Raw genomic sequence first — 19,939 nt, 5'->3', positions numbered from 1 at the left:
TGAGGTCGCTTGTTTGCTCCTCCCCCTGCGAAGGGGGAGGTCGGGAGGGGGTTTAGCAGACAAAACGGCCGTCAAAGCACAGGTTAACTTTTTGATTTGTCTGTGATACCCCACCCCAACCCTCCCCTTCGCAGGGGAGGGAGCCGACCGCGTTTTTTTCTCAACTCACAGTTTAAAAATTCAAGACTCCGGCTCGGTCTTCTTCCCCGCCAGCATGGCTAAAAAGTCATATTTAGCCTGTAACTCTTTCTCTGCCRCCGCATACAACATCTCTGCTACTTCCGGCTGTTGGGAGTTCAGTCTTCTGAACCGTTGTTCATTATTGAGCGTATCGGTCAGCCCGCTGGAAGGCGGTCTTGAATCGAGGGCCAGTGCCGGTTTGCCTTCTTCGACACGACGCGGATCGAAGCGGTACAGTGGCCAGAAACCGGTGGTAGTCAGTTGTTTCATCTGGTCGTGACTGAGCGCCAGATCATAGCCGTGTTCCTCGCACGGGCTGTACGCGATAATCAGTGACGGCCCCGGATAAGCTTCGGCTTCCTGAATGGCTTTGACGGTCTGGTTAAGCTGCGCGCCGAGTGAAATCTGCGCCACATACACATGACCGTACATCATCATGCTCACTCCCAGGTCTTTGCGTGATTTGCGTTTTCCCTGTTCTGCGAATTTCGTGACTGCACCGAGCGGAGTCGCTTTCGACTGCTGTCCGCCGGTGTTGGAATAACACTGGGTATCGAGCACCAGCACGTTGACGTTTTCGGTCAGGCTTAAGACGTGATCCAGTCCGCCGAAACCAATGTCATACGCCCAGCCGTCACCGCCAATCAGCCAGATGGATTTATCCACCAGATAATCGGCATCGGTGGCTAACTGACGCGCATCCGGCGTGTCGATGTCTGCCAGAATTTTACGCAGCGCCGTGACATGCCCGCGTTTCACTTCAGGCGTGGACGTGTCATTGCGCAGGCCACCGAGGACGTCCGCCGGAATATGTTCCGCCAGCGATGCAACCAGACGCAGCACGCGGCGGCGGTGCTGATCCACCGTCAGACGAAAGCCCAGCCCGAACTCGGCGTTGTCTTCAAACAGTGAATTTGCCCATGCCGGACCGCGACCTTCGGCGTTAGTGGTGTACGGCGTTGAAGGCAGATTACCGCCATAGATAGAAGAACAGCCGGTGGCATTGGCGATCAGCAAACGGTCGCCATAAAGCTGGGTCAGCAGTTTGATGTAAGGCGTTTCGCCACACCCGGAGCAGGCACCGGAATACTCAAACAGCGGGGTGATCAGCTGAGACGTGCGGATATCAATGCGTTCCAGCGTGGTTTTATCAATCTCCGGCAGTTTGAGGAAGAAATCGTAATTGGCGCGTTCTTCTTCCAGATGTTCGATGCGATCCGCCATATTAATGGCCTTGATGGACGGATCCTGACGGTCTTTCGCCGGACACACTTCAACGCACAGATTACAGCCGGTGCAGTCTTCCGGTGCGACCTGCAACACGTACTTCTGACCGCGCATGTCGCGGGATTTCACATCCAGCGATTGCAGGGCAGACGGCGCATCTGCCATAAATTCCGGCTGAACCACTTTGGCGCGGATCGCCGAGTGCGGACAGGCGGCGACGCAATGATTGCACTGGGTACACAAATCCGGTTTCCAGATCGGCACTTCTTCGGCAATGTTGCGTTTTTCCCATTGCGTGGTGCCGGTCGGCCAGGTGCCGTCCGGCGGGAACGCGGAAACTGGCAGGGCATCGCCAAGACCGGCCAGCATGGTAGCGGTGACAGTTTTGACGAAATCCGGTGCCGCGTCGGAAACAATCGGCGGGCGTTTGCGCGGATTTTCCGGAATAGCCTGCAGCGGCACGGAGACCAGTTCTTCCCGCGTAGCGGCAAGCGCCATCCAGTTGCGGGTGACGATCTCTTCGCCTTTGCTGCGGTAACTGCGGGCAATCGCGCCCTGCAACTCTGTCAGCGCCTGTTCGCCTGGCAGGATTTGTGTCAGGTGGAAGAACGCCATCTGCATGACGGTGTTAATGCGCGCGCCGAGTTTGCATTCGCGGGCAATTTTGGCAGCGTTAATCACATAGAAACGGGCTTCGCGCTGGATAAGTGTCGCCTGCACTTCCAGCGGTAAACGCGCCCAGACTTCATCAGCGCTGAACGGCGTATTGAGCAGGAAAATACCGCCCGGACGCAGACGTTCTGCCATCTGATACAGGTCGATAAACTGCCACTGATGACAGGCAACGAAATGCGCCTGACTCACCAGATAAGCAGATTTGATCGGCTTTTCACTGACACGCAGATGCGACACCGTCAGGCCACCGGCCTTTTTGGAGTCGTAGACAAAATAACCCTGCGCATACATCGGCGTGCTGTTACCGATGATCTTGATATTGTTTTTGGTGGCCGACACCGAACCGTCACTGCCCAGCCCGTAGAACAGGGCCTCGAGCGACGCGTGCTGCGGCAACGCTTCTTCCACCACCGGCAGGGAAAGGCCGGTGACGTCGTCATAAATGCCGACGGTAAAGCGCGGACGCGGCTGGCTGAGCGACAGTTCGCGGAACACCGACAGCACGCAATCCGGCCCGAATTCTTTCGAGGATAATCCGTAACGGCCGCCGCTCACTTTTGGCAGTGAATCGCGTTCGCCACGGGAATAGGCTTCGGCCAGCGCGGTCATCACGTCGAGATATAACGGTTCAGCCAGCGCGCCCGGCTCTTTTGTGCGATCCATCACCGCGATGCTTTTCACACTTTGTGGCAGCACTGACAGCAAATGTCCGGCGCTGAACGGACGGTACAGCCGCACCTTCAGCACGCCGACTTTCTCACCGCGCGCATTCAGGGTTTCAATCACTTCTTCGGCGGTGCCGATGCCGGAACCCATCAGCACAATCACCCGTTCGGCTTGCGGATCGCCAACATATTCGAACGGCTTATATTCACGGCCAGTCAGGACGGCAAAAGCATTCATCGCATCAATGACGTGCTGGCAGGTGGCGTTGTAATACGGATTGGTGGCTTCGCGGGACTGGAAATAAGTGTCCGGGTTGGCGGAAGTGCCGCGGATCACCGGATGGTCCGGCGACAGAGCACGGGCGCGATGCGCATCAATCTGCGCCTGCGGCAACATCTGCTGGAGCGTGTCATCACTGAGCGGGGCAATTTTGTTGATTTCGTGCGAGGTCCGGAAACCGTCGAAGAAATGAATAAACGGCACGCGGCTGTTGAGACTGGCAACCTGAGAAATCAGCGCGAAATCCTGCGCTTCCTGCACGCTGGCGGCAGAGAGCAGGGCGCAACCGGTCTGGCGTACGGCCATCACATCCGAATGATCGCCAAAAATGGACAGCGCGTGGGTGGCTACGGTGCGCGCAGCGACATGCAGCACGAACGGCGTCAGTTCACCGGCCAGCTTGTACAGCGTCGGGATCATCAGCAACAGACCCTGAGACGAGGTGAACGAGGTCGACAGTGCGCCGGTCTGCAACGCGCCATGCACGGTGGAAATCGCACCGGCTTCCGACTGCATTTCCATTACCGTCGGGACATCGCCCCACAAATTTTTCTTCCCTTCGCCTGACCAGGCACCGGCAATTTCGGCCATGGTTGAACTGGGGGTGATCGGGTAGATAGCAATCACTTCGTTGGTACGATAAGCCACGGAAGCGACTGCATTATTACCATCAGTGGTGATCATGGAATACCTTTTTTGCTTTGCTCACAATGGCAGCCAGCGGAAAAGTCGGTTGCTGGCGGGAATGTTAAAAGCTTAGCAGAGGGCGGATTAATCGATTTATCCTGATTGTGTGCAGGGCTATTTCGGCTGATATTTTAAGCGGTTACTGAATAACCCGAGGCGCTGGGATTATTATTAGCTGTCGTGCAGAAGCCGGTTCGGGACAGCGGCTAAATAGGGGCGTGAAGGGCGCGCGCGTGATGATTAATGAATATCTTTCGACAAATTCAGTCAGCATATAAGCGCCTTATCATTATATTTTCCCGCGAATGCAGCGGGAAAAGCGGTTAATTACTGTTGGTTTTATGCGTTAAAGAAATAACCGGCCGAAATAAAATGTGTCTGAGTGTTTAAATTTGAGATTATTTTAGGAAAAAGTTGATGTTATTTTTCCGAAAGGCTCGACGCAGGCGAAAAACGTCGGATATGATGGCGATTCGCAAAAAAATCCCCGTCATATTCAGGAGCAGGACAGATGATCACTGCGTTTCGCGTGTTACTGGTCGCCGGTGTGCTGGTGTTAGCCGCATGCAGCAGCCACGACGATTCGGCTGACGTTCCACAAAAAGGCAACAGCGTTAATATCGGGCAACGTACCGTTAATATGGATAGCCCGGCGTATGCAGCCTGTTCTATGGCGGGCGGGCAATTACGGATGGCGCCGCAACTTGATGGCAGCCGCGTCGGTATGTGTTCGATGGCTAATGGTCGTCAGTGCTCGGAAAGTGCTTTGATGCAGGGTGTGTGTAAAGCCTGATAAACGCCAGACAGTCGTCTGGCGTTTTTGCAGTTAACGTGGCAATAAATTTACATCCGGTCTTTCAGACGATAAATCAACTGGTGTTTACCCTGTTTCAGGGTCAGTTTGTTTTCCTGCAAGGTCAGCGCCGCGCCGTTATTGAGCACATCGCTGATCACGTGATCCCACTTATTCAGGTTTTCATCCGGGCACATCATCATGGTGGATGCCAGTCCTTTCACGGTCAGCACGTTGTTTTGCAACTGGCCCTGACCCATGAAGTTATTACACATTTTTCCCGAAACGTGCATGTTTGAGCCGAACTCAATGTCCGGAATGCGCCCTTGCGCGGCAGGCACCGTCTGACCATCGACGCTCAGCAACTCAAAACGGTGATGCTGCAAATCGGTCTGTTTAACGGCGGTATTCTGATTCATGCTGCACGCCCCCAGGGTCATCGCGGCGGCCAGAACAAACAGTGACTTCTTCATCTTCTCTCCTGAGAAATATTCCTTTGGCACTCGCCATGTCGATATATTCAACTGACTTATGCAATATTTGTTGGCGTATTATAGCGTGAATGAATGGGAATTTTAAGCCCTTAACTCCCTCCCTCTTCGCAGGGGGAGGGGCTTAAAACCTTGTCCGTCTTTATCCCGTCATCTCCCGATCATAAAAGCGTCATTTTAGCCCGATAGGTTATGCCCATCACCGGTCAGAGAGACTTACAGCGGCATGAGCTATCTATCACTGCATCACATCCGGAAATCCTGGGGGACGAAAGTGGCCCTCAATGACATCAGTTTTGATGTGGAAGAGGGTGATTTTATTGCCTTGCTCGGTCCTTCGGGCTGCGGAAAATCGACGTTATTACGCACCATCGCCGGGCTGGAAACGGCGGAAAGCGGTACGTTGTATTTTCAGCAATCCGATGTCACGTCGCTGGCACCCTCGCAGCGTAAACTGTCGATGGTGTTTCAGCCTTACGCGTTATTTCCGCACATGAATGTGCGCGAAAATCTGCTTTTCGGCCTGCGTGCGCGTGGCGAAGACAAGCGTCATTTTGCATCGCGGCTGGCGGACGTCAGCAGGCTGATGGAACTGGAGCCGCTGCTTGACCGCTTACCTTCGCAGCTTTCCGGCGGTCAGCAACAGCGCGTGGCGCTGGGCCGGGCGGTGATTGCCAACAACAGGCTGTGCCTGATGGACGAACCGCTTTCCAATCTCGACGCCAAACTGCGCCAGAGTATGCGCCGCGAAATCCGTGCAATTCAGAAGAAGCTCGGCCTGACCTTATTGTATGTCACGCACGATCAGACCGAAGCGATGAGCATGGCGGACAAAATCATTTTGCTCAACGATGGCCGCATCGAGCAACACGACACCCCGGATAACCTTTATAACAACCCGACCAGCATTTTTGCCGCGCAATTTATCGGTGCGCCGCCAATGAATATTCTGCCGCTCGAACGCCGCGGGCAGCATCACTATCTCGCCGGTACGCCGCTGCCGGTGGTGGAAAACCTCAACGAAAACGCCCTGAGTCTCGGCCTGCGCGCCGAAGATATTCAGCTGATTTCGCCTGAACACGCCAGCCTGACCGCCCGGGTGGTCAGCCATGAATACATGGGGGCGGACACCCTGGTGGCCTGCGCACTTGCCGGATATCCCGAGCTAATGACCGTGAAAGTCGCGGGCATGAAACGCTTTGCTGATGGTCAGAGGGTCGGTCTGCAATGGACCACGGGCGCACAATATTTTTTCATTACAGCAGACGGAAAACGCTGCTTCCACGCTGAGCAATCCTGTTTGCCGTCAGATCACAGAGTTGCCGTGTAGTTGTCATTTTTTGCCGTTATTCACTTTTATTGACTCATACAACGCCTATTGCCGAAGGGAAAACTATGTCATCTGTTCACCGTTTTTCACGTCTCGCTACCGCCGTTCTGCTCATCTCCTGCACCTCTGCTTTTGCGGCAGATCCGGTGAAATTACAAATGTATTACCCGATTGCTGTCGGCGGGAAAATCAGTCATACGGTGGATACGCTGGTGGAAGATTTCCAGAAAACACATCCTGATATCAGCATTCAGCCGGTGTATACCGGTGATTACGCCACCACCGTCACCAAAGCGCTGACGGCGTTTCGTGGCGGCAATGCCCCGCAAATTGCGGTGATCGGCGATATTGAAGCGTATTCCCTGATCGACGCGGGCGCGATTTTGCCGGTCAGCGATCTGGCGAATGACGCAGACGGTAAAAAATGGATCGACGGCTTCTATCCGGCCTTTATCCGCCACATTCAGGGCAAAGTCTGGAGCATTCCGTTTCAGCGTTCGACGGTGGTGTTGTACTGGAACAAACAGGCGTTTGAGAAGGCGGGTCTGAATGGCGACACGCCGCCTGCCAGCTGGCAGCAGGTGGTCGATTTCGGCAAAAAACTGGTGGTGCGTGACGGTTCTGAAGTGAAGCAGTGGGGCATTGAAATCCCGTCCACGCCGAACGGTTACTGGAATTTCCAGGGGATTGCGGCCACCAACGGCAGCCATCTGGATAATGGCAAAGGCACGGCAGTGACGTTTGACACACCCGCCAATGTGGAAGCCCTGCAATGGCTGACCGATCTGTCGCAGAAAGAAGCGGTGTCACCGAAGGGCACCATCGCCTGGGGCACCACACCGCAGGACTTTATCGACGGCAAAACGGCGATGATGGTCACGACGACCGGCAATCTGACGACCGTGCGTGAGAACGCGAAATTCCCGTTTGGTGTGGCGATGCTGCCGGAGAAAACGCAGCGTGGCAGCCCGACCGGCGGCGGTAATCTTTACGTCTTCAAAAACACCACGCCGGAACAACAGAAAGCGGCACTGGAATTTATCCGCTGGGTTTCTGCCCCTGAACAGGCGGCGCGCTGGAGTATCGCCACCGGTTATGTCGCGACATCGCCTGCTGCGTGGGAAACCCCGGTCATGCAGGATTATGTGAAACAGGTGCCGCAGGCGCTGGTGGCCCGCGAACAACTGAAATATTCGCAGCCGGAACTCTCGACCTATAACAGCGTGCAAATTCAGGAACTGATGAACCACGCGATTGAAGCTGCGGTCACACAGGCAAAAACGCCGGCAGACGCGCTGAGTTCGGCGCAGAAACAGGCTGACCGCCTGCTGAAACCGTATCAGTAAGCGCGAAAGGAACAGCATGAGCACATTTCACGCGGTTCTTCCGGCCACCCGCACACGCGGGTTGTCATTACAACTTTACGGCTATCTGTTGCTGCTGCCCGCGCTGGGTTTTCTGCTGCTGTTTACCCACTATCCGGCGCTGGCAACGGTGTGGGAAAGTCTGTTCAGCGCTGCCCGCAGCGGGCATCCCCCGCAGTTTGTCGGGCTGGATAACTACCGTGCGCTGCTGGACGACGATGTGTTTATGTTGTCGTTACGCAACAATCTGCTCTACGCCCTTATCACCATCCCGCTGTCGGTTGCCCTTGCGCTGCTGATGGCGCTGGCGGTCAACCGCCGTCTGCGCGGCAATGCGCTGACCCGCGCCGCTTTCTTTATTCCTTCGCTGCTGCCGATGGTGGCTATTGCCAATCTGTGGCTATTTTTCTATACGCCGCAACTCGGTTTGCTCAACAAAATGCTGGCGCTCTTTTCGCTACCTGCGGTCAACTGGCTCGGTGAACCGGGCACGGCACTCTACAGCCTGATGGCAGTTTCAGTCTGGCGCGAGGCCGGGTTCTTCATGATTTTCTACCTTGCCGCATTACAGCAAATCGACCCGCGGCTGGCCGAAGCGGCAGAAATCGAAGGGGCATCACGGCGCTATTTCTTCCGCCGGGTACAGTGGCCGCTGCTGATGCCAACCACATTATTCGTGCTGATCAACGCCTCGATGAATGCATTCAGGATTGTCGATCAGGTGATTGCGATGACCAATGGCGGGCCGAACAACAGCACCAGTTTGCTGCTGTTTTACATCTACCGCACGGCGTTCAGTTACTGGGATTTACCGGCTGCGTCGGCAATGACCGTCGTGTTACTGGTGATCCTCGCCGTCATCGCGCTGATTAAATTCAACCTGCTGGATAAAAGGGCGCATTATCAGTGAAATCGTTTTCTTTCAGCCGCCTGATCCTGAATCTCGCCATCTGGCTGGCGGCGTTACTGTGGTTTTTACCGGTGCTGGTCGCGGTCTGGGTGGCGATTCATCCGGCGTCAGTGCAGGGCAGTTTTTCGCTGTTTGCGCCGCTGACTTTTCAGAATTTCATCAACGCCTGGCAGGCGGCACCTTTCGCGCGCTACTTCATGAACACTACTTTGCTGGTGATGATGATTGTGGTGTGCCAGCTGATTCTGGCGACCCTGGCGGCTTACGCGCTGGTGCGGTTTAAACTGAAAGGGGCAGGCTTTATCTTCGCGCTCATTTTGCTGCAACTGATGATAAGCCCCGATGTGCTGATCCTGAACAACTACAAAACCATTGGCGCGCTCGGGTTGCGTGACACGCTGGCGGGCATCGCCCTGCCGTATTTTGCCTCGGCGTTTGCCATTTTCCTGCTGCGCCAGACGTTTAAAAGTATTCCGCTGGTGCTGGAAGAAGCCGCCATTGTGGAAGGCGCCAGCCGGTTTTATATCCTGCGCAAAATCTATATCCCGCTGGCGAAACCGATTTATGTCGCTTTTGCACTGGTTTCTATCAGCTTCCACTGGAACGATTTTCTCTGGCCGTTAGTGATCACCGATTCCGTCAAAGTGCGGCCGGTGACGGTCGGACTGCAGTTGTTTTCCGCGCCGGAGCAGGGCGTGCAATGGGCGCTGATCAGTGCCGCCACCCTGATGACCGTGTTGCCACTGCTGGTGTTATTTCTGATATTTCAGCGTCAGTTTGTTCAATCCTTTATGCGGGCAGGGATCCGTTAAGATCCCGACAGGAGAATGTTATGGCCGTCACCACTTTATCCCCTTTGATATCCGAACGGCAGGCGCTGGCGCTGGGCAACGTGAGTGCATTTTATCAGTTGCCGGACGTTCACGATGCGCTGGTCACTGGCACACGGCTGCGTTTCGGGCTGATTGCCGACCCGCAGTATGCGGATGCCGAACCCCAAAAAATCCGTTATTACCGCAACAGCCTGAATAAACTGGCCACCGCCATCAATGAGCTTAATGATCTCAAACTCGATTTTGTGGTCACGCTGGGTGATCTGGTGGACCGCGACTGGAGCAGCTTTCAGGCCGTTCTTGCCCGTTATGAGGCGCTGCGCCACCCGCATGCGGCGGTGATCGGCAACCACGACGCGCAGGTGATTTCCGAGCATCTCGGGGCGCAGAAACCGGCCATCGGTTTACCGAAAAGTTATTATTCGTTCAGTTTGCCGGGCTATCGTTTTCTGGTCATCGACGGTAACGACGTCAGTTTGTATTGCAACCACGCCAATGCCGATGACCGCCAGTTAGCAGAATATATGCTGGAAGAACTGACAGAATGTCAGCAGTCGCAGGCGCAGCCCTGGAACGGTGCGGTCGGGCCGAAACAGCTTGAATGGATTGAGAAAAACCTGCTTGAGGCGCGTGAGCAGTGCGAGGTGGTACTGGTTTTCGGCCATTATCCGCTGACACCGGTTAACAGCCACAACCTGTGGAATTGTGAAACGCTGGTGGAATTGCTGTGCCGGTACGACGTTCGCGCCTATTTCGCCGGTCACGATCACCGTGGCGGTTATGACCGTGTAGACAATACTGATTTTATTACGCTGAAAGGCATGGTCGACGGCGAAAGCAGCCTGCCATTTTCCTCGGTCACGCTGGCTGATGATGTCCTGACCCTCACCGGCTACGGCCCGGAAATCAGCCGGGTGCTGAGCCGCTGAGTGTGTTTCAGCGCAGATGCAGAAAGTAAAAAGGCTCACCGGAGTGAGCCTTATAATGATGATGCTGATTACGTGATTAAAGCAGGTTCGGGCAGACCACACCTTTCGACAGCTGATCAATATTCAACAGCGTCGTTTCTGAAATGCTGGTCAGTGCGTCGCTGGTCAGGAAGGCCTGATGGCCGGTGAACAGCACGTTGTGGCAGGACGACAGACGACGGAAGACGTCATCAAGGATCACTTCGTTAGAATTGTCTTCGAAGAATAAATCGCGTTCATTCTCGTAAACGTCCATGCCCAGTGCGCCGATTTTTTGCTTTTTCAGGGCATCGATAGCGGCAGTGGCATCCAGTAATCCGCCACGACTGGTGTTGACGATCATCACACCGTCTTTCATTTTGGAGAAGGCTTCTGCATTAAGCAGATGATGATTTTCCGGTGTCAGCGGGCAGTGCAGCGAAATGACATCGGATTCGGCATACAGCGTATCCAGGTCGACATACTCCGCGCCGAGTTCGAGGGCCAGCGGGCTGGGATACGGATCAAACGCCAGAATGCGCATGCCGAAACCTTTCAGGATCCGCATCGTCGCCACGCCAATTTTACCCGTACCGATAATACCGGCGGTGCGCTGATACATGTTAAAACCGATCAGACCTTCCAGCGAGAAGTTGGCTTCACGCGTGCGTTGATAAGCGCGATGGATGTGGCGGTTAAGACACATCATCATTCCCACTGCATGCTCAGCCACCGCTTCCGGCGAATAAGCCGGTACGCGCACCACCGAAATTCCCAGTTCTTTTGCGGCATCTAAATCGACATTGTTAAAGCCCGCACAACGCAGTGCCAGCGTTTTAATGCCCAGAGAGGCCAGTTCCTGCAGCACTTCGCGGCCGCCATCGTCATTCACGAAAAGGCAGACTGCATCGGCACCTACCGCCGTTTTCGCTGTTTGCGGGGTCAGCAGAAAGTCGAAAAATTCCAGTTCATAGCCATAATGCGCGTTGACCAGTTCCAGATATTTCCGGTCGTAATTTTTAGTACTGTAGACAGCCACTTTCATGGTGTTTCTCCGCAGTGAGTTTGAATCTCTGGCGAAACGGCTTCCGCATGTTTTATAAGGAATAAACAGTTTCAGAAACAATTCGCAATATGCCATCAAACTAGCAGAGCGCAGGAAGGCAGACAATTTATCCTGTGCTATTTGATTCAGGTGCTCTGGCATTCCTGTCATCAGTTGTTACGCTAATTATGATATCTTGCGGGCGTTTAGATCATTTAGTGAAGCATAAGACAAGGCAAGTCATGAGGAACGGACTGAAGAAAAGCGCGCAGATACTCCTGAGTATAGTGGTGATTATTGCGCTGCTGTTGTGGGTGTTATGGAAAACCGTGCCGCGCTGGTTGCCCGTTGTTGCCAGCCACTGGTTGCCGGGCGGAACCCAACTGGTGCTGAGTGGTTCTCCGCACTGGTCGCACGGCGTCCTGCAACTGCCGGGCGTGCGCTATCAGGCCGGGGACTGCACGCTCGCGACGGCACGAAATGCCCGCCTCAGTCATAACACCGGCCAATGGGCGCTGAAGCTTGATGCGCTGACGGTCGATACCGCCTGTCTGGCAAAACTGCCCAAAAGCGAAAGTCAGTCAACGCTTTCCCTCGCAGAGATACAGCAACTCCTGCCTGCCGGTGACGTCAGTATCGGCCAGCTTTCTGTAACGCCGTGGCAGCATTACGCCGCCAGTGTGCAGCTCAGTAATCTGGACGGCGTACAACATCTTTCTGTGAATGGCGATGCCCTGAAACTTGACGCCGTGCTTGACGGTAACCGTCAGCTTGCCATCCGTTCATTCAGTCTGACGCCGCCGGGCAGTACGCAGCCGGTGACGCTCAGCGGTAAACTGCTGCTGCCAGCGAATCTCGATCATCTGCCTGAATCCGGCGAACTGCACGCCGAAATGCAAACGGCGCAGGTGCCTCAGCCGCTGGATATTACGCTGAGCTGGCAGGCAACCGACGGTATTCTGACGCTGACCGAAAAGGGCAGTGATCAGCCTCTGGCGATGCTGCCATGGAAACTCAACAATAACGAATTACAGATCACGCAGGGACAATGGCGCTGGCCTTATGCCGCACAACCCCTGGCAGGGGGCGTAAATCTGACGCTCAGCGACTGGTCACCGGCGTTTGATCAGACCCACATTACCGCAAGGCTGAATGTGCTGACGCAGGGCCACAACGGCAAGGCCAACGTGGTGCTGACGCTCGGGCCGGGACGCATTGGTTTACTCGACAGCGATTTAGGTTTCCGCCTGACCGGTCAGGCAAATTTACAGACCACGTCTCTGAGTGCGTCATTGCCCGGTCAGCTCAGCGGCTCGGTGCTTAACCCGACGCTTTCATTGCGCAGCGGTTCGCTGTTACGGGCGTGGGGTAAGCCGACGCCGGAACTGACCATCAGCGATGCGCGCTGGCCACTGGCGGGGGTCAAAGTCTCCGCAGAGGGCGTGAGCGGGCCGTTGCAAGCGATCCTCAAAGCACGTCACAGTTTCTGGGGCGCGTTTGATCTGCATCTCAGCGGGAAATCGCTGGCGTTCTGGCCGGACATTGGGTTGTGGAATTTCAATTACTGGGGCAACGGGCATCTGCCGCCACTGAACGGCCGCTGGGACATGTCTGGCAAAGGCCAGTGGCACGACAATCTGATCAGCATTAATTCGCTCTCGACGGGCTTTGACCGCCTGCATTACGGGCTGGCAGATGTCGATGCGCCGCGCCTTACGCTCGAACACCCTTTGATCTGGAAACGTCCGCCATCCGCCCGCTTCAAACCGCAGTATCCTGATGAGCCAACGGCGTTTAAAGGGGACATCAGACTGGTGGCGAAGAAGATTTCGCTGGCGAACGGCGGCTATCTGCCGCCCGCCACGCTGACGTTACAGCTCAGCGGTGGCAGCCCGGACAGTTTCATCATGCGCGGGATGCTGGATGCCAAACCGATCGGCCCGATCCGGCTCAACGGGCGCTGGGATGGCGAACGTCTGCGCGGGGAAGGCTGGTGGCCGAAACAGCAACTGACCGCGTTCCAGCCGCTTCTCACGCCGGATCTGAACATCAAATTACGTGAAGGAACCTTCTATGCGCAGTCGGCATTTTCGGCCGCGCGCGGGCAGGGATTTGTCGCGGGTGGTCACTGGGTGGTGAAAAACGGGGGCTTCTGGATGCAAGACGGCGACCTGAGCGGGCTGGATTTCAGCCTGCCGTATCGCCTTCAGGATCAGGTCTGGCAGCTCGGCGTGAAAAAGCCGGTGACGCTGCGTATCGGCGAAGTGAACAATCTGGTCAAAATGCAGAACGTGACGGCCGATTTACAGGGACATTATCCGTGGAGTGAACAAACGCCACTGACCCTGAGCAATCTCGGCGTCGATATATTGCGTGGTCATCTCAGCTTGTCGGCGCTGCGTATGCCGCAGCATGATGCGGCCGTGCTGAAGCTGGAAAAAATCAATCTCAGCGAACTGTTTACTGCGCTGAAACCCAAGCAACTGGCGATGTCCGGTGTGATTTATGGTGAGTTGCCGCTGTATGTGGAAAATCCGCAGTGGATCATTCATAACGGTTGGATCAGAAACGACGGCAGCCTGACGCTGCGCCTCGACCCGCAATTTGCCGATGCAATGGCCAGCGGCAATTTCGCCAACAATATGGTCATTGGCCTGCTGCGCTATCTGGAAATCAGCCGTTCCGATGCGCAGGTCAGTCTGGATAATCTTGGTGTGCTGACCATGAAGGCTAAAGTTGACGGTGTGAATTACACCGACACGACGCACGGTGGCGATAAAGAAAAACGTGAAATTGTCCTCAATTATTCCCATGAGGAAAATATCTATCAGCTTTGGCGCAGTTTGCGTTTTGGCGACAATCTTCAGGAATGGCTGCAACAGCAGATGTCTTTGCCTGCTGATGCGCTGTCAAAAAATCCGTCTGCGGCGGGACAGAAAAAGGATCCAACAGTGAGGAAGGAACAATGAAATTGCGAGTTGTCGGCCCGGGCGTGGCGCTTTGCGTAATGATGCTCAGCGGTTGCGTGCCGCGTATCGAACTGGCCGCGCCGAAAGAGCCGATCACCATCAACATGAACGTGAAAATCGAACACGAGATCCATATCAAAGTGGATAAAGACGTGGAAAATCTGTTGAAGAATCAAAGCGATTTATTCTAGGGGCCACTATGTCCGCGATATTTTTCAATAAAAACAGCATCAGGAGAATCAGCCTGATGTTACTGACGGGGGGTTTACTGTTTTGCAGTCAGGCGTTCGCGTTAACGCTCAATGAAGCCAAACAGCAAGGGCGCGTGGGTGAAACCTTGTCCGGCTATCTGGCACCGCTGAAACAAGACGCCGACAGTGTCGCGCTGGCGACAAAAATTAACGAGGGGCGCAAACAGCAATACGAACAGGTGGCGCGGGACAATAACGTCAGCACCGACGATGTGGCAAAACTCGCCGGACAAAAGCTGGTCGCCCGCGCCGGAAAGGGCGAATATGTGCGGGGCATCAACGGTAAATGGTTGCAGAAGTAAGCAGAGGATCGCAGGCAAAAAAAAGCGCGCCTTTCAGCGCGCAATAGCTTTATCACAACATCATCTGAGCGGAACGGACAGATTCTTAAGTGAATGGGTGCTCAGATTGTGATAACGATAATTATGCAGCAGCCAGTTCTTTGATGGCGGCATCGATTGCTGCTTTCGCATCAGTCTGTGCTTTAGTCGCCACTTCAGGACCGTACGCAATACCTTCCGCGTAAACGAATTCTACGTCGCTCATCCCCAGGAAGCCCAGGAACAGAGACAGGTATGGGGCAACCAGGTCGCTTGGGGTGTCTTTATGAATACCACCACGGCTGGTCAGAACGATAACGCGTTTGCCTTTCACCAGACCTTCAGGGCCTTTCTCGGTGTATTTGAAGGTCACGCCAGCACGGGCAACCAGGTCGAAATATGTTTTCAGCTGAGTCGGGATGTTGAAGTTGTACATGGGTGCAGCGATAACGATCACGTCATGCGCCTGCAGTTCGTCAATCAGGGTGTCAGACAGCGCCAGTGCTTCTTCCTGACGTGGCGTCAGCGGAGCATCGGAAGGACGCAGTGCGCCAACCAGTTCGCCATCTAATACAGGGACTGGGTTAGCCGCCAGGTCACGAACTGTCACGGCAGAACCGCTGTTTGCAGACTGATACTGTGCAATCAGGTAATCGGCCAGTTGATTTGACTGAGAGAAGTTAGCCAGAATGCTTGATTTCAGAACGAGTACTTTGCTCATTAGTGAGTTCCTTAACTGTGTGATACATAGGGAATGGTTTTTTATAACCAGAACGTCCCCCGAATGGAACTTACTTTATTCACAAAGCTTATTCAGTGATAGCGCAATATTTAGAGACCTATCATCGATTTTTTTGAACAACTTTAATCCTGCGGCGTAATCACCCGTTTTCAGCATGTTCAATACCTTGTGTTAACATAGACACAAGCAGGCAAGGCTTAAACCTTCCTCATCACCCATTCAGATTCAGCTGGCGCAGACGTTTTGCTCTCCGGCTGACATGCAACAAGGAATTGTGAACGTGAAATCACCGCTCGCGGCATTATCAGCGCAGTTAGACGGGCTGATGCTACGTGACCGGCAACGCCTGCAACGCCGTTTGCAGGGTGCCAGAAAGATTGATAAACCTGAAGCACTCGACGCGTTAAGTGCTGAAATCCAGACCGCCATCAACGAGAGCCTGAAGAGAGTCAGTGCCCGTGAAGCCTCACGGCCAAAAATCAGCTACCCGGAAAACCTGCCGGTCAGCCAGAAGAAAGAAGACATCTATAACGCTATCCGCGATCACCAGGTAGTGATTGTCGCAGGTGAAACCGGCTCCGGTAAAACCACGCAAATCCCGAAAATCTGTATGGAACTCGGTCGCGGGATTAAAGGCGTTATTGGTCATACTCAGCCGCGACGTCTGGCGGCGCGTACTGTGGCCAACCGTATTGCCGATGAGCTGGATACCACGCTGGGTAACACGGTCGGTTATAAAGTTCGCTTTAACGATCAGGTCAGTGAAAACACCCTCGTTAAGCTGATGACCGACGGCATCTTGCTGGCGGAGATCCAGCAGGATCGCATGCTGATGCAGTACGACACGCTGATCATCGATGAAGCGCATGAACGCAGCCTGAATATCGACTTTATCCTCGGTTACCTGCGTCAGTTGCTGCCAAAACGCCCCGATCTGAAAGTCATTATTACCTCGGCAACTATCGATCCGCAGCGGTTCTCGCGTCATTTTAATCATGCACCGATCATTGAGGTTTCCGGCCGGACGTATCCGGTTGACGTGCGTTATCGCCCGATTGTGGATGACGCAGATGATGTGGATCGTGACCAGTTGCAGGCGATTTTCGATGCGGTCGATGAACTCGGTCGCGAAAGCATGGGCGACATTTTGATCTTCATGAGCGGTGAGCGTGAAATTCGTGATACCGCCGATGCGCTGAACCGTCTGGATTTGCCTCACACCGAGATTTTGCCGCTGTATGCGCGGTTGTCGAACAGCGAGCAGAACCGCGTATTCCAGTCGCACTCCGGTCGCCGTATCGTGCTGGCGACCAACGTCGCCGAAACCTCGCTGACCGTGCCGGGTATCAAATATGTCATTGATCCCGGCACCGCGCGTATCAGCCGCTACAGTTTCCGCACCAAAGTGCAGCGCCTGCCGATCGAACCGGTTTCGCAGGCGTCGGCTAACCAGCGTAAAGGCCGCTGCGGACGTGTTTCCGAAGGTATCTGTATCCGCCTGTATTCCGAGCAGGATTTCCTCTCGCGCCCGGAATTTACCGACCCTGAAATTCTGCGCACCAATCTGGCTTCCGTCATTTTACAAATGACCTCGCTGGGGCTGGGTGATATCGCTGCATTCCCGTTTGTTGAGGCGCCGGACAAACGCAATATTCAGGATGGCGTCCGTCTGCTGGAAGAGCTGAACGCCATTAATAACGCCGTCGATGGTCGCTATACGCTGACACCGCTCGGTCGTCAACTGGCGCAGTTGCCGGTGGATCCGCGTCTGGCGCGCATGGTGCTGGAAGCACAGAAAAACGGCTGCGTACGTGAAGTGATGATCATTACCGCCGCGCTGTCGATTCAGGATCCGCGCGAGCGTCCGATGGAAAAACAGCAGGCGTCCGATGAAAAACATCGTCGCTTTGCCGACAAAGACTCTGATTTCCTGGCATTCGTAAACCTGTGGGATCACCTGCAGGTGCAGCAGAAAGCGCTGTCTTCTGCACAGTTCCGCAAATTGTGCCGCAGCGATTTCCTCAACTATCTGCGCGTGCGCGAGTGGCAGGACATTTACACCCAGTTGCGTCAGGTAGTGAAAGAACTGGGGCTGCCGGTGAACAGCCTGCCGGCTGAATACCGCGAAGTTCATTGCGCATTGCTGACCGGTTTGCTGTCGCATATCGGCCAGAAAGATGCCGATAAGCAGGAATATACCGGTGCACGCAATGCCCGTTTTGCGGTGTTCCCTGGCTCCGGATTATTCAAAAAACCGCCGAAATGGGTGATGGTCGCCGAACTGGTGGAAACCAGCCGCCTGTGGGGGCGTATTGCCGCGCGTATCGAACCGGAATGGATCGAGCCGCTGGCTCAGCATCTGGCGAAAAGCAGTTACAGCGAGCCGCACTGGGAAAAAGCCCAGGGCGCGGTGATGGCGACGGAAAAAGTCACGCTCTACGGCCTGCCGATTGTGGCGGCACGCAGGGTGAATTACGGCACGATTGATCCGGTCGTGTCACGGGAACTGTTTATCCGGCATGCGCTGGTGGAAGGCGACTGGCAGACCCGTCATGCGTTCTTCCGCGCTAACCTGCGTCTGCGCACCGAAGTGGAAGAGCTGGAACACAAATCCCGTCGCCGCGATATTCTGGTTGATGACGAAACCCTGTTCCTGTTCTATGAACAACGCATCGGGCAGGAAGTGGTGTCGGCGCGTCATTTTGATACCTGGTGGAAAACGCAGCCGCAGGACAGCCTGAACTTTGAAAAAAGCATGCTGATCAAAGAGGGCGCGGGCAATATCAGCGCTCACGATTACCCGAATTTCTGGCATCAGGGCAATCTCAAACTGCGCGTGACCTATCAGTTTGAGCCGGGTACCGATGCTGACGGCGTAACGGTACATATTCCTTTACCGCTGCTCAATCAGGTGAGTGAAGAAGGTTTTGACTGGCAGATCCCGGGCATTCGTCGTGATCTGATCATGGCGCTGATTAAATCGCTGCCAAAACCCGTTCGCCGCAATTTTGTGCCTGCGCCAAATTACGCGGATGCCTTGCTCGGGCGCATCAAACCGTTCGAGATGCCGTTGCTGGATGCGATGGAAAAGGAACTGCGTAAGATGAGTGGCGTGACGGTGTCACGTGAAGACTGGCAGTGGGATCAGGTGCCCGATCATCTCAAAATGACGTTCCGCATTGTCGATGATAAAAACAAAACGCTGCGCGAGGGCAAAGACCTGGCCGCGCTGAAATCTGGCCTGAAAGAGCAGGTTCAGCAAACGCTTTCTGCGGTGGCTGATGACGGTATCGAACAACGCGATCTGCATGTCTGGAGCTTTGGTACCTTACCGGAACGCTACGAACAAAAGCGCGGCGGCTATGAAGTAAAAGCTTATCCGGCGATTGTGGATGAGAAAGACAGCGTAGCGATCCGCCTGTTTGACAGTGAACTGGAACAGCAACAGGCAATGCTCAGCGGAATGCGACGTCTGCTGCTGCTGAACATTCCTTCACCGGTCAAATACCTGCATGAGAAGTTGCCGAACAAAGCCAAACTGGGGCTGTATTTTAACCCGTATGGCAAAGTGCTGGATCTGATTGACGACTGCATTTCCTGCGGCATCGACAAACTGATTGCGGAGTCCGGCGGGCTGGTGTGGCGTGAAGAAGATTTCGCAAAACTGCATGAGCACGTGCGCGCCAACCTGAATGATACGGTGGTGCAGATTGCGATTCAGGTGGAGCAAATTCTGACGACCGTTTTCAGCATCAATAAACGGCTGAAAGGACGGATCGATATCAACATGGCGCTGGCGCTTTCAGATATCAAAACCCAGATGTCCGGCCTGATTTATCGCGGTTTCGTGACGCAAAATGGCTGGAAACGTCTGCCGGATACGCTGCGCTATTTGCAGGCCATTGAACGCCGGATGGACAAACTGGCAATGGATCCGCACCGCGACCGTGCGCAGATGCTGAAAGTGGAAAACATCCGGCAGCAATGGCAGCAGTGGTTCAACAAACTGCCGCCGGTGCGTCAGCAAAGTGATGAGGTGAAAGAAATACGCTGGATGATTGAAGAACTGCGCGTCAGCTATTTCGCTCAGCAACTGGGCACGCCGTATCCGATTTCGGATAAACGGATTTTGCAGACCATGGAGCAACTGGTTTAACCGGTTCTAAAAACTAAAAAACCGCCTGATACACGAAGGCGGTTTTTTTATGCTCTGAAATGGTGATGCTTACG

14 protein-coding genes are annotated in these 19,939 nt (G+C 54.6%); 10 read left to right on the top strand and 4 right to left on the bottom strand.

The window, feature by feature from the left end; all coding sequences use genetic code 11:
- Positions 1 to 180: 180 nt before the first annotated feature.
- Positions 181 to 3,711, bottom strand: coding sequence for a pyruvate:ferredoxin (flavodoxin) oxidoreductase (gene nifJ, locus AC1DUO_RS01050; RefSeq protein ID WP_477986235.1), 3,531 nt, complete (start codon positions 3,709 to 3,711; stop codon positions 181 to 183).
- A gap of 514 nt (positions 3,712 to 4,225) precedes the next feature.
- Here nifJ and AC1DUO_RS01045 point away from each other — a divergent pair.
- Positions 4,226 to 4,507: a putative hemolysin gene (locus tag AC1DUO_RS01045; protein WP_477986233.1), complete on the top strand. Its 282-nt coding sequence runs from the start codon at positions 4,226 to 4,228 to the stop codon at positions 4,505 to 4,507.
- Between the two features lie 50 nt (positions 4,508 to 4,557).
- On the opposite strand, the gene hslJ is transcribed toward AC1DUO_RS01045, so the two are convergent.
- Entirely contained in the window at positions 4,558 to 4,980 is a 423-nt protein-coding gene (gene hslJ, locus AC1DUO_RS01040; protein WP_013575394.1) for a heat shock protein HslJ, read from the bottom strand.
- A gap of 244 nt (positions 4,981 to 5,224) precedes the next feature.
- On the opposite strand from hslJ, the gene AC1DUO_RS01035 reads away from it, so the two are divergent.
- The 5 genes from AC1DUO_RS01035 to AC1DUO_RS01015 all read left to right on the top strand — a co-directional run bounded on the left by AC1DUO_RS01035 (position 5,225) and on the right by AC1DUO_RS01015 (position 10,364).
- Positions 5,225 to 6,328, top strand: a complete 1,104-nt coding sequence (locus AC1DUO_RS01035; RefSeq protein ID WP_477986231.1) for an ABC transporter ATP-binding protein — start codon at positions 5,225 to 5,227, stop codon at positions 6,326 to 6,328.
- A 65-nt stretch (positions 6,329 to 6,393) separates the two neighbouring features.
- Complete coding sequence (locus AC1DUO_RS01030; RefSeq protein ID WP_112152478.1) at positions 6,394 to 7,674, top strand: ABC transporter substrate-binding protein; 1,281 nt, start codon at positions 6,394 to 6,396, stop codon at positions 7,672 to 7,674.
- A gap of 16 nt (positions 7,675 to 7,690) precedes the next feature.
- Positions 7,691 to 8,602 carry a carbohydrate ABC transporter permease gene (locus AC1DUO_RS01025; protein WP_037033939.1) on the top strand — a complete coding sequence of 304 codons (912 nt, stop codon included), beginning with the start codon at positions 7,691 to 7,693 and terminating at the stop codon, positions 8,600 to 8,602.
- Positions 8,599 to 9,414, top strand: a complete 816-nt coding sequence (locus AC1DUO_RS01020) for a carbohydrate ABC transporter permease (RefSeq protein WP_037033941.1) — start codon at positions 8,599 to 8,601, stop codon at positions 9,412 to 9,414. The genes AC1DUO_RS01025 and AC1DUO_RS01020 overlap by 4 nt, the downstream gene beginning before the upstream one ends.
- A 20-nt stretch (positions 9,415 to 9,434) precedes the next feature.
- Positions 9,435 to 10,364 carry a metallophosphoesterase gene (locus AC1DUO_RS01015; protein ID WP_121019373.1) on the top strand — a complete coding sequence of 310 codons (930 nt, stop codon included), beginning with the start codon at positions 9,435 to 9,437 and terminating at the stop codon, positions 10,362 to 10,364.
- Positions 10,365 to 10,440: 76 nt separating this feature from the next.
- On the opposite strand, the gene AC1DUO_RS01010 is transcribed toward AC1DUO_RS01015, so the two are convergent.
- Positions 10,441 to 11,427, bottom strand: a complete 987-nt coding sequence (locus AC1DUO_RS01010; protein WP_013575400.1) for a 2-hydroxyacid dehydrogenase — start codon at positions 11,425 to 11,427, stop codon at positions 10,441 to 10,443.
- A 242-nt stretch (positions 11,428 to 11,669) separates the two neighbouring features.
- Between AC1DUO_RS01010 and AC1DUO_RS01005 the strand changes: the two genes are divergently transcribed.
- The 3 genes from AC1DUO_RS01005 to AC1DUO_RS00995 are packed head-to-tail and all read left to right on the top strand — an operon-like array spanning position 11,670 to position 14,949.
- Positions 11,670 to 14,396: a YdbH family protein gene (locus AC1DUO_RS01005; protein WP_119261596.1), complete on the top strand. Its 2,727-nt coding sequence runs from the start codon at positions 11,670 to 11,672 to the stop codon at positions 14,394 to 14,396.
- On the top strand, positions 14,393 to 14,587 hold the full coding sequence (locus AC1DUO_RS01000; protein ID WP_013575402.1) for a YnbE family lipoprotein: 195 nt from the start codon (positions 14,393 to 14,395) through the stop codon (positions 14,585 to 14,587). The genes AC1DUO_RS01005 and AC1DUO_RS01000 overlap by 4 nt, the downstream gene beginning before the upstream one ends.
- Before the next feature lie 56 nt (positions 14,588 to 14,643).
- Positions 14,644 to 14,949 carry a YdbL family probable chaperone protein gene (locus AC1DUO_RS00995; RefSeq protein WP_013575403.1) on the top strand — a complete coding sequence of 102 codons (306 nt, stop codon included), beginning with the start codon at positions 14,644 to 14,646 and terminating at the stop codon, positions 14,947 to 14,949.
- Between the two features lie 121 nt (positions 14,950 to 15,070).
- On the opposite strand, the gene AC1DUO_RS00990 is transcribed toward AC1DUO_RS00995, so the two are convergent.
- Complete coding sequence (locus tag AC1DUO_RS00990) at positions 15,071 to 15,688, bottom strand: FMN-dependent NADH-azoreductase (protein WP_477986225.1); 618 nt, start codon at positions 15,686 to 15,688, stop codon at positions 15,071 to 15,073.
- A gap of 301 nt (positions 15,689 to 15,989) precedes the next feature.
- Here AC1DUO_RS00990 and hrpA point away from each other — a divergent pair, with 301 nt between their 5' ends.
- Complete coding sequence (gene hrpA, locus AC1DUO_RS00985) at positions 15,990 to 19,865, top strand: ATP-dependent RNA helicase HrpA (RefSeq protein WP_477986223.1); 3,876 nt, start codon at positions 15,990 to 15,992, stop codon at positions 19,863 to 19,865.
- Positions 19,866 to 19,939: the final 74 nt, after the last annotated feature.

Source organism: Rahnella sp. P4_A8 (assembly GCF_056402435.1).
Note: the sequence above shows the minus strand (reverse complement) of the source record. Positions and strands in the feature narration are given on the sequence as shown.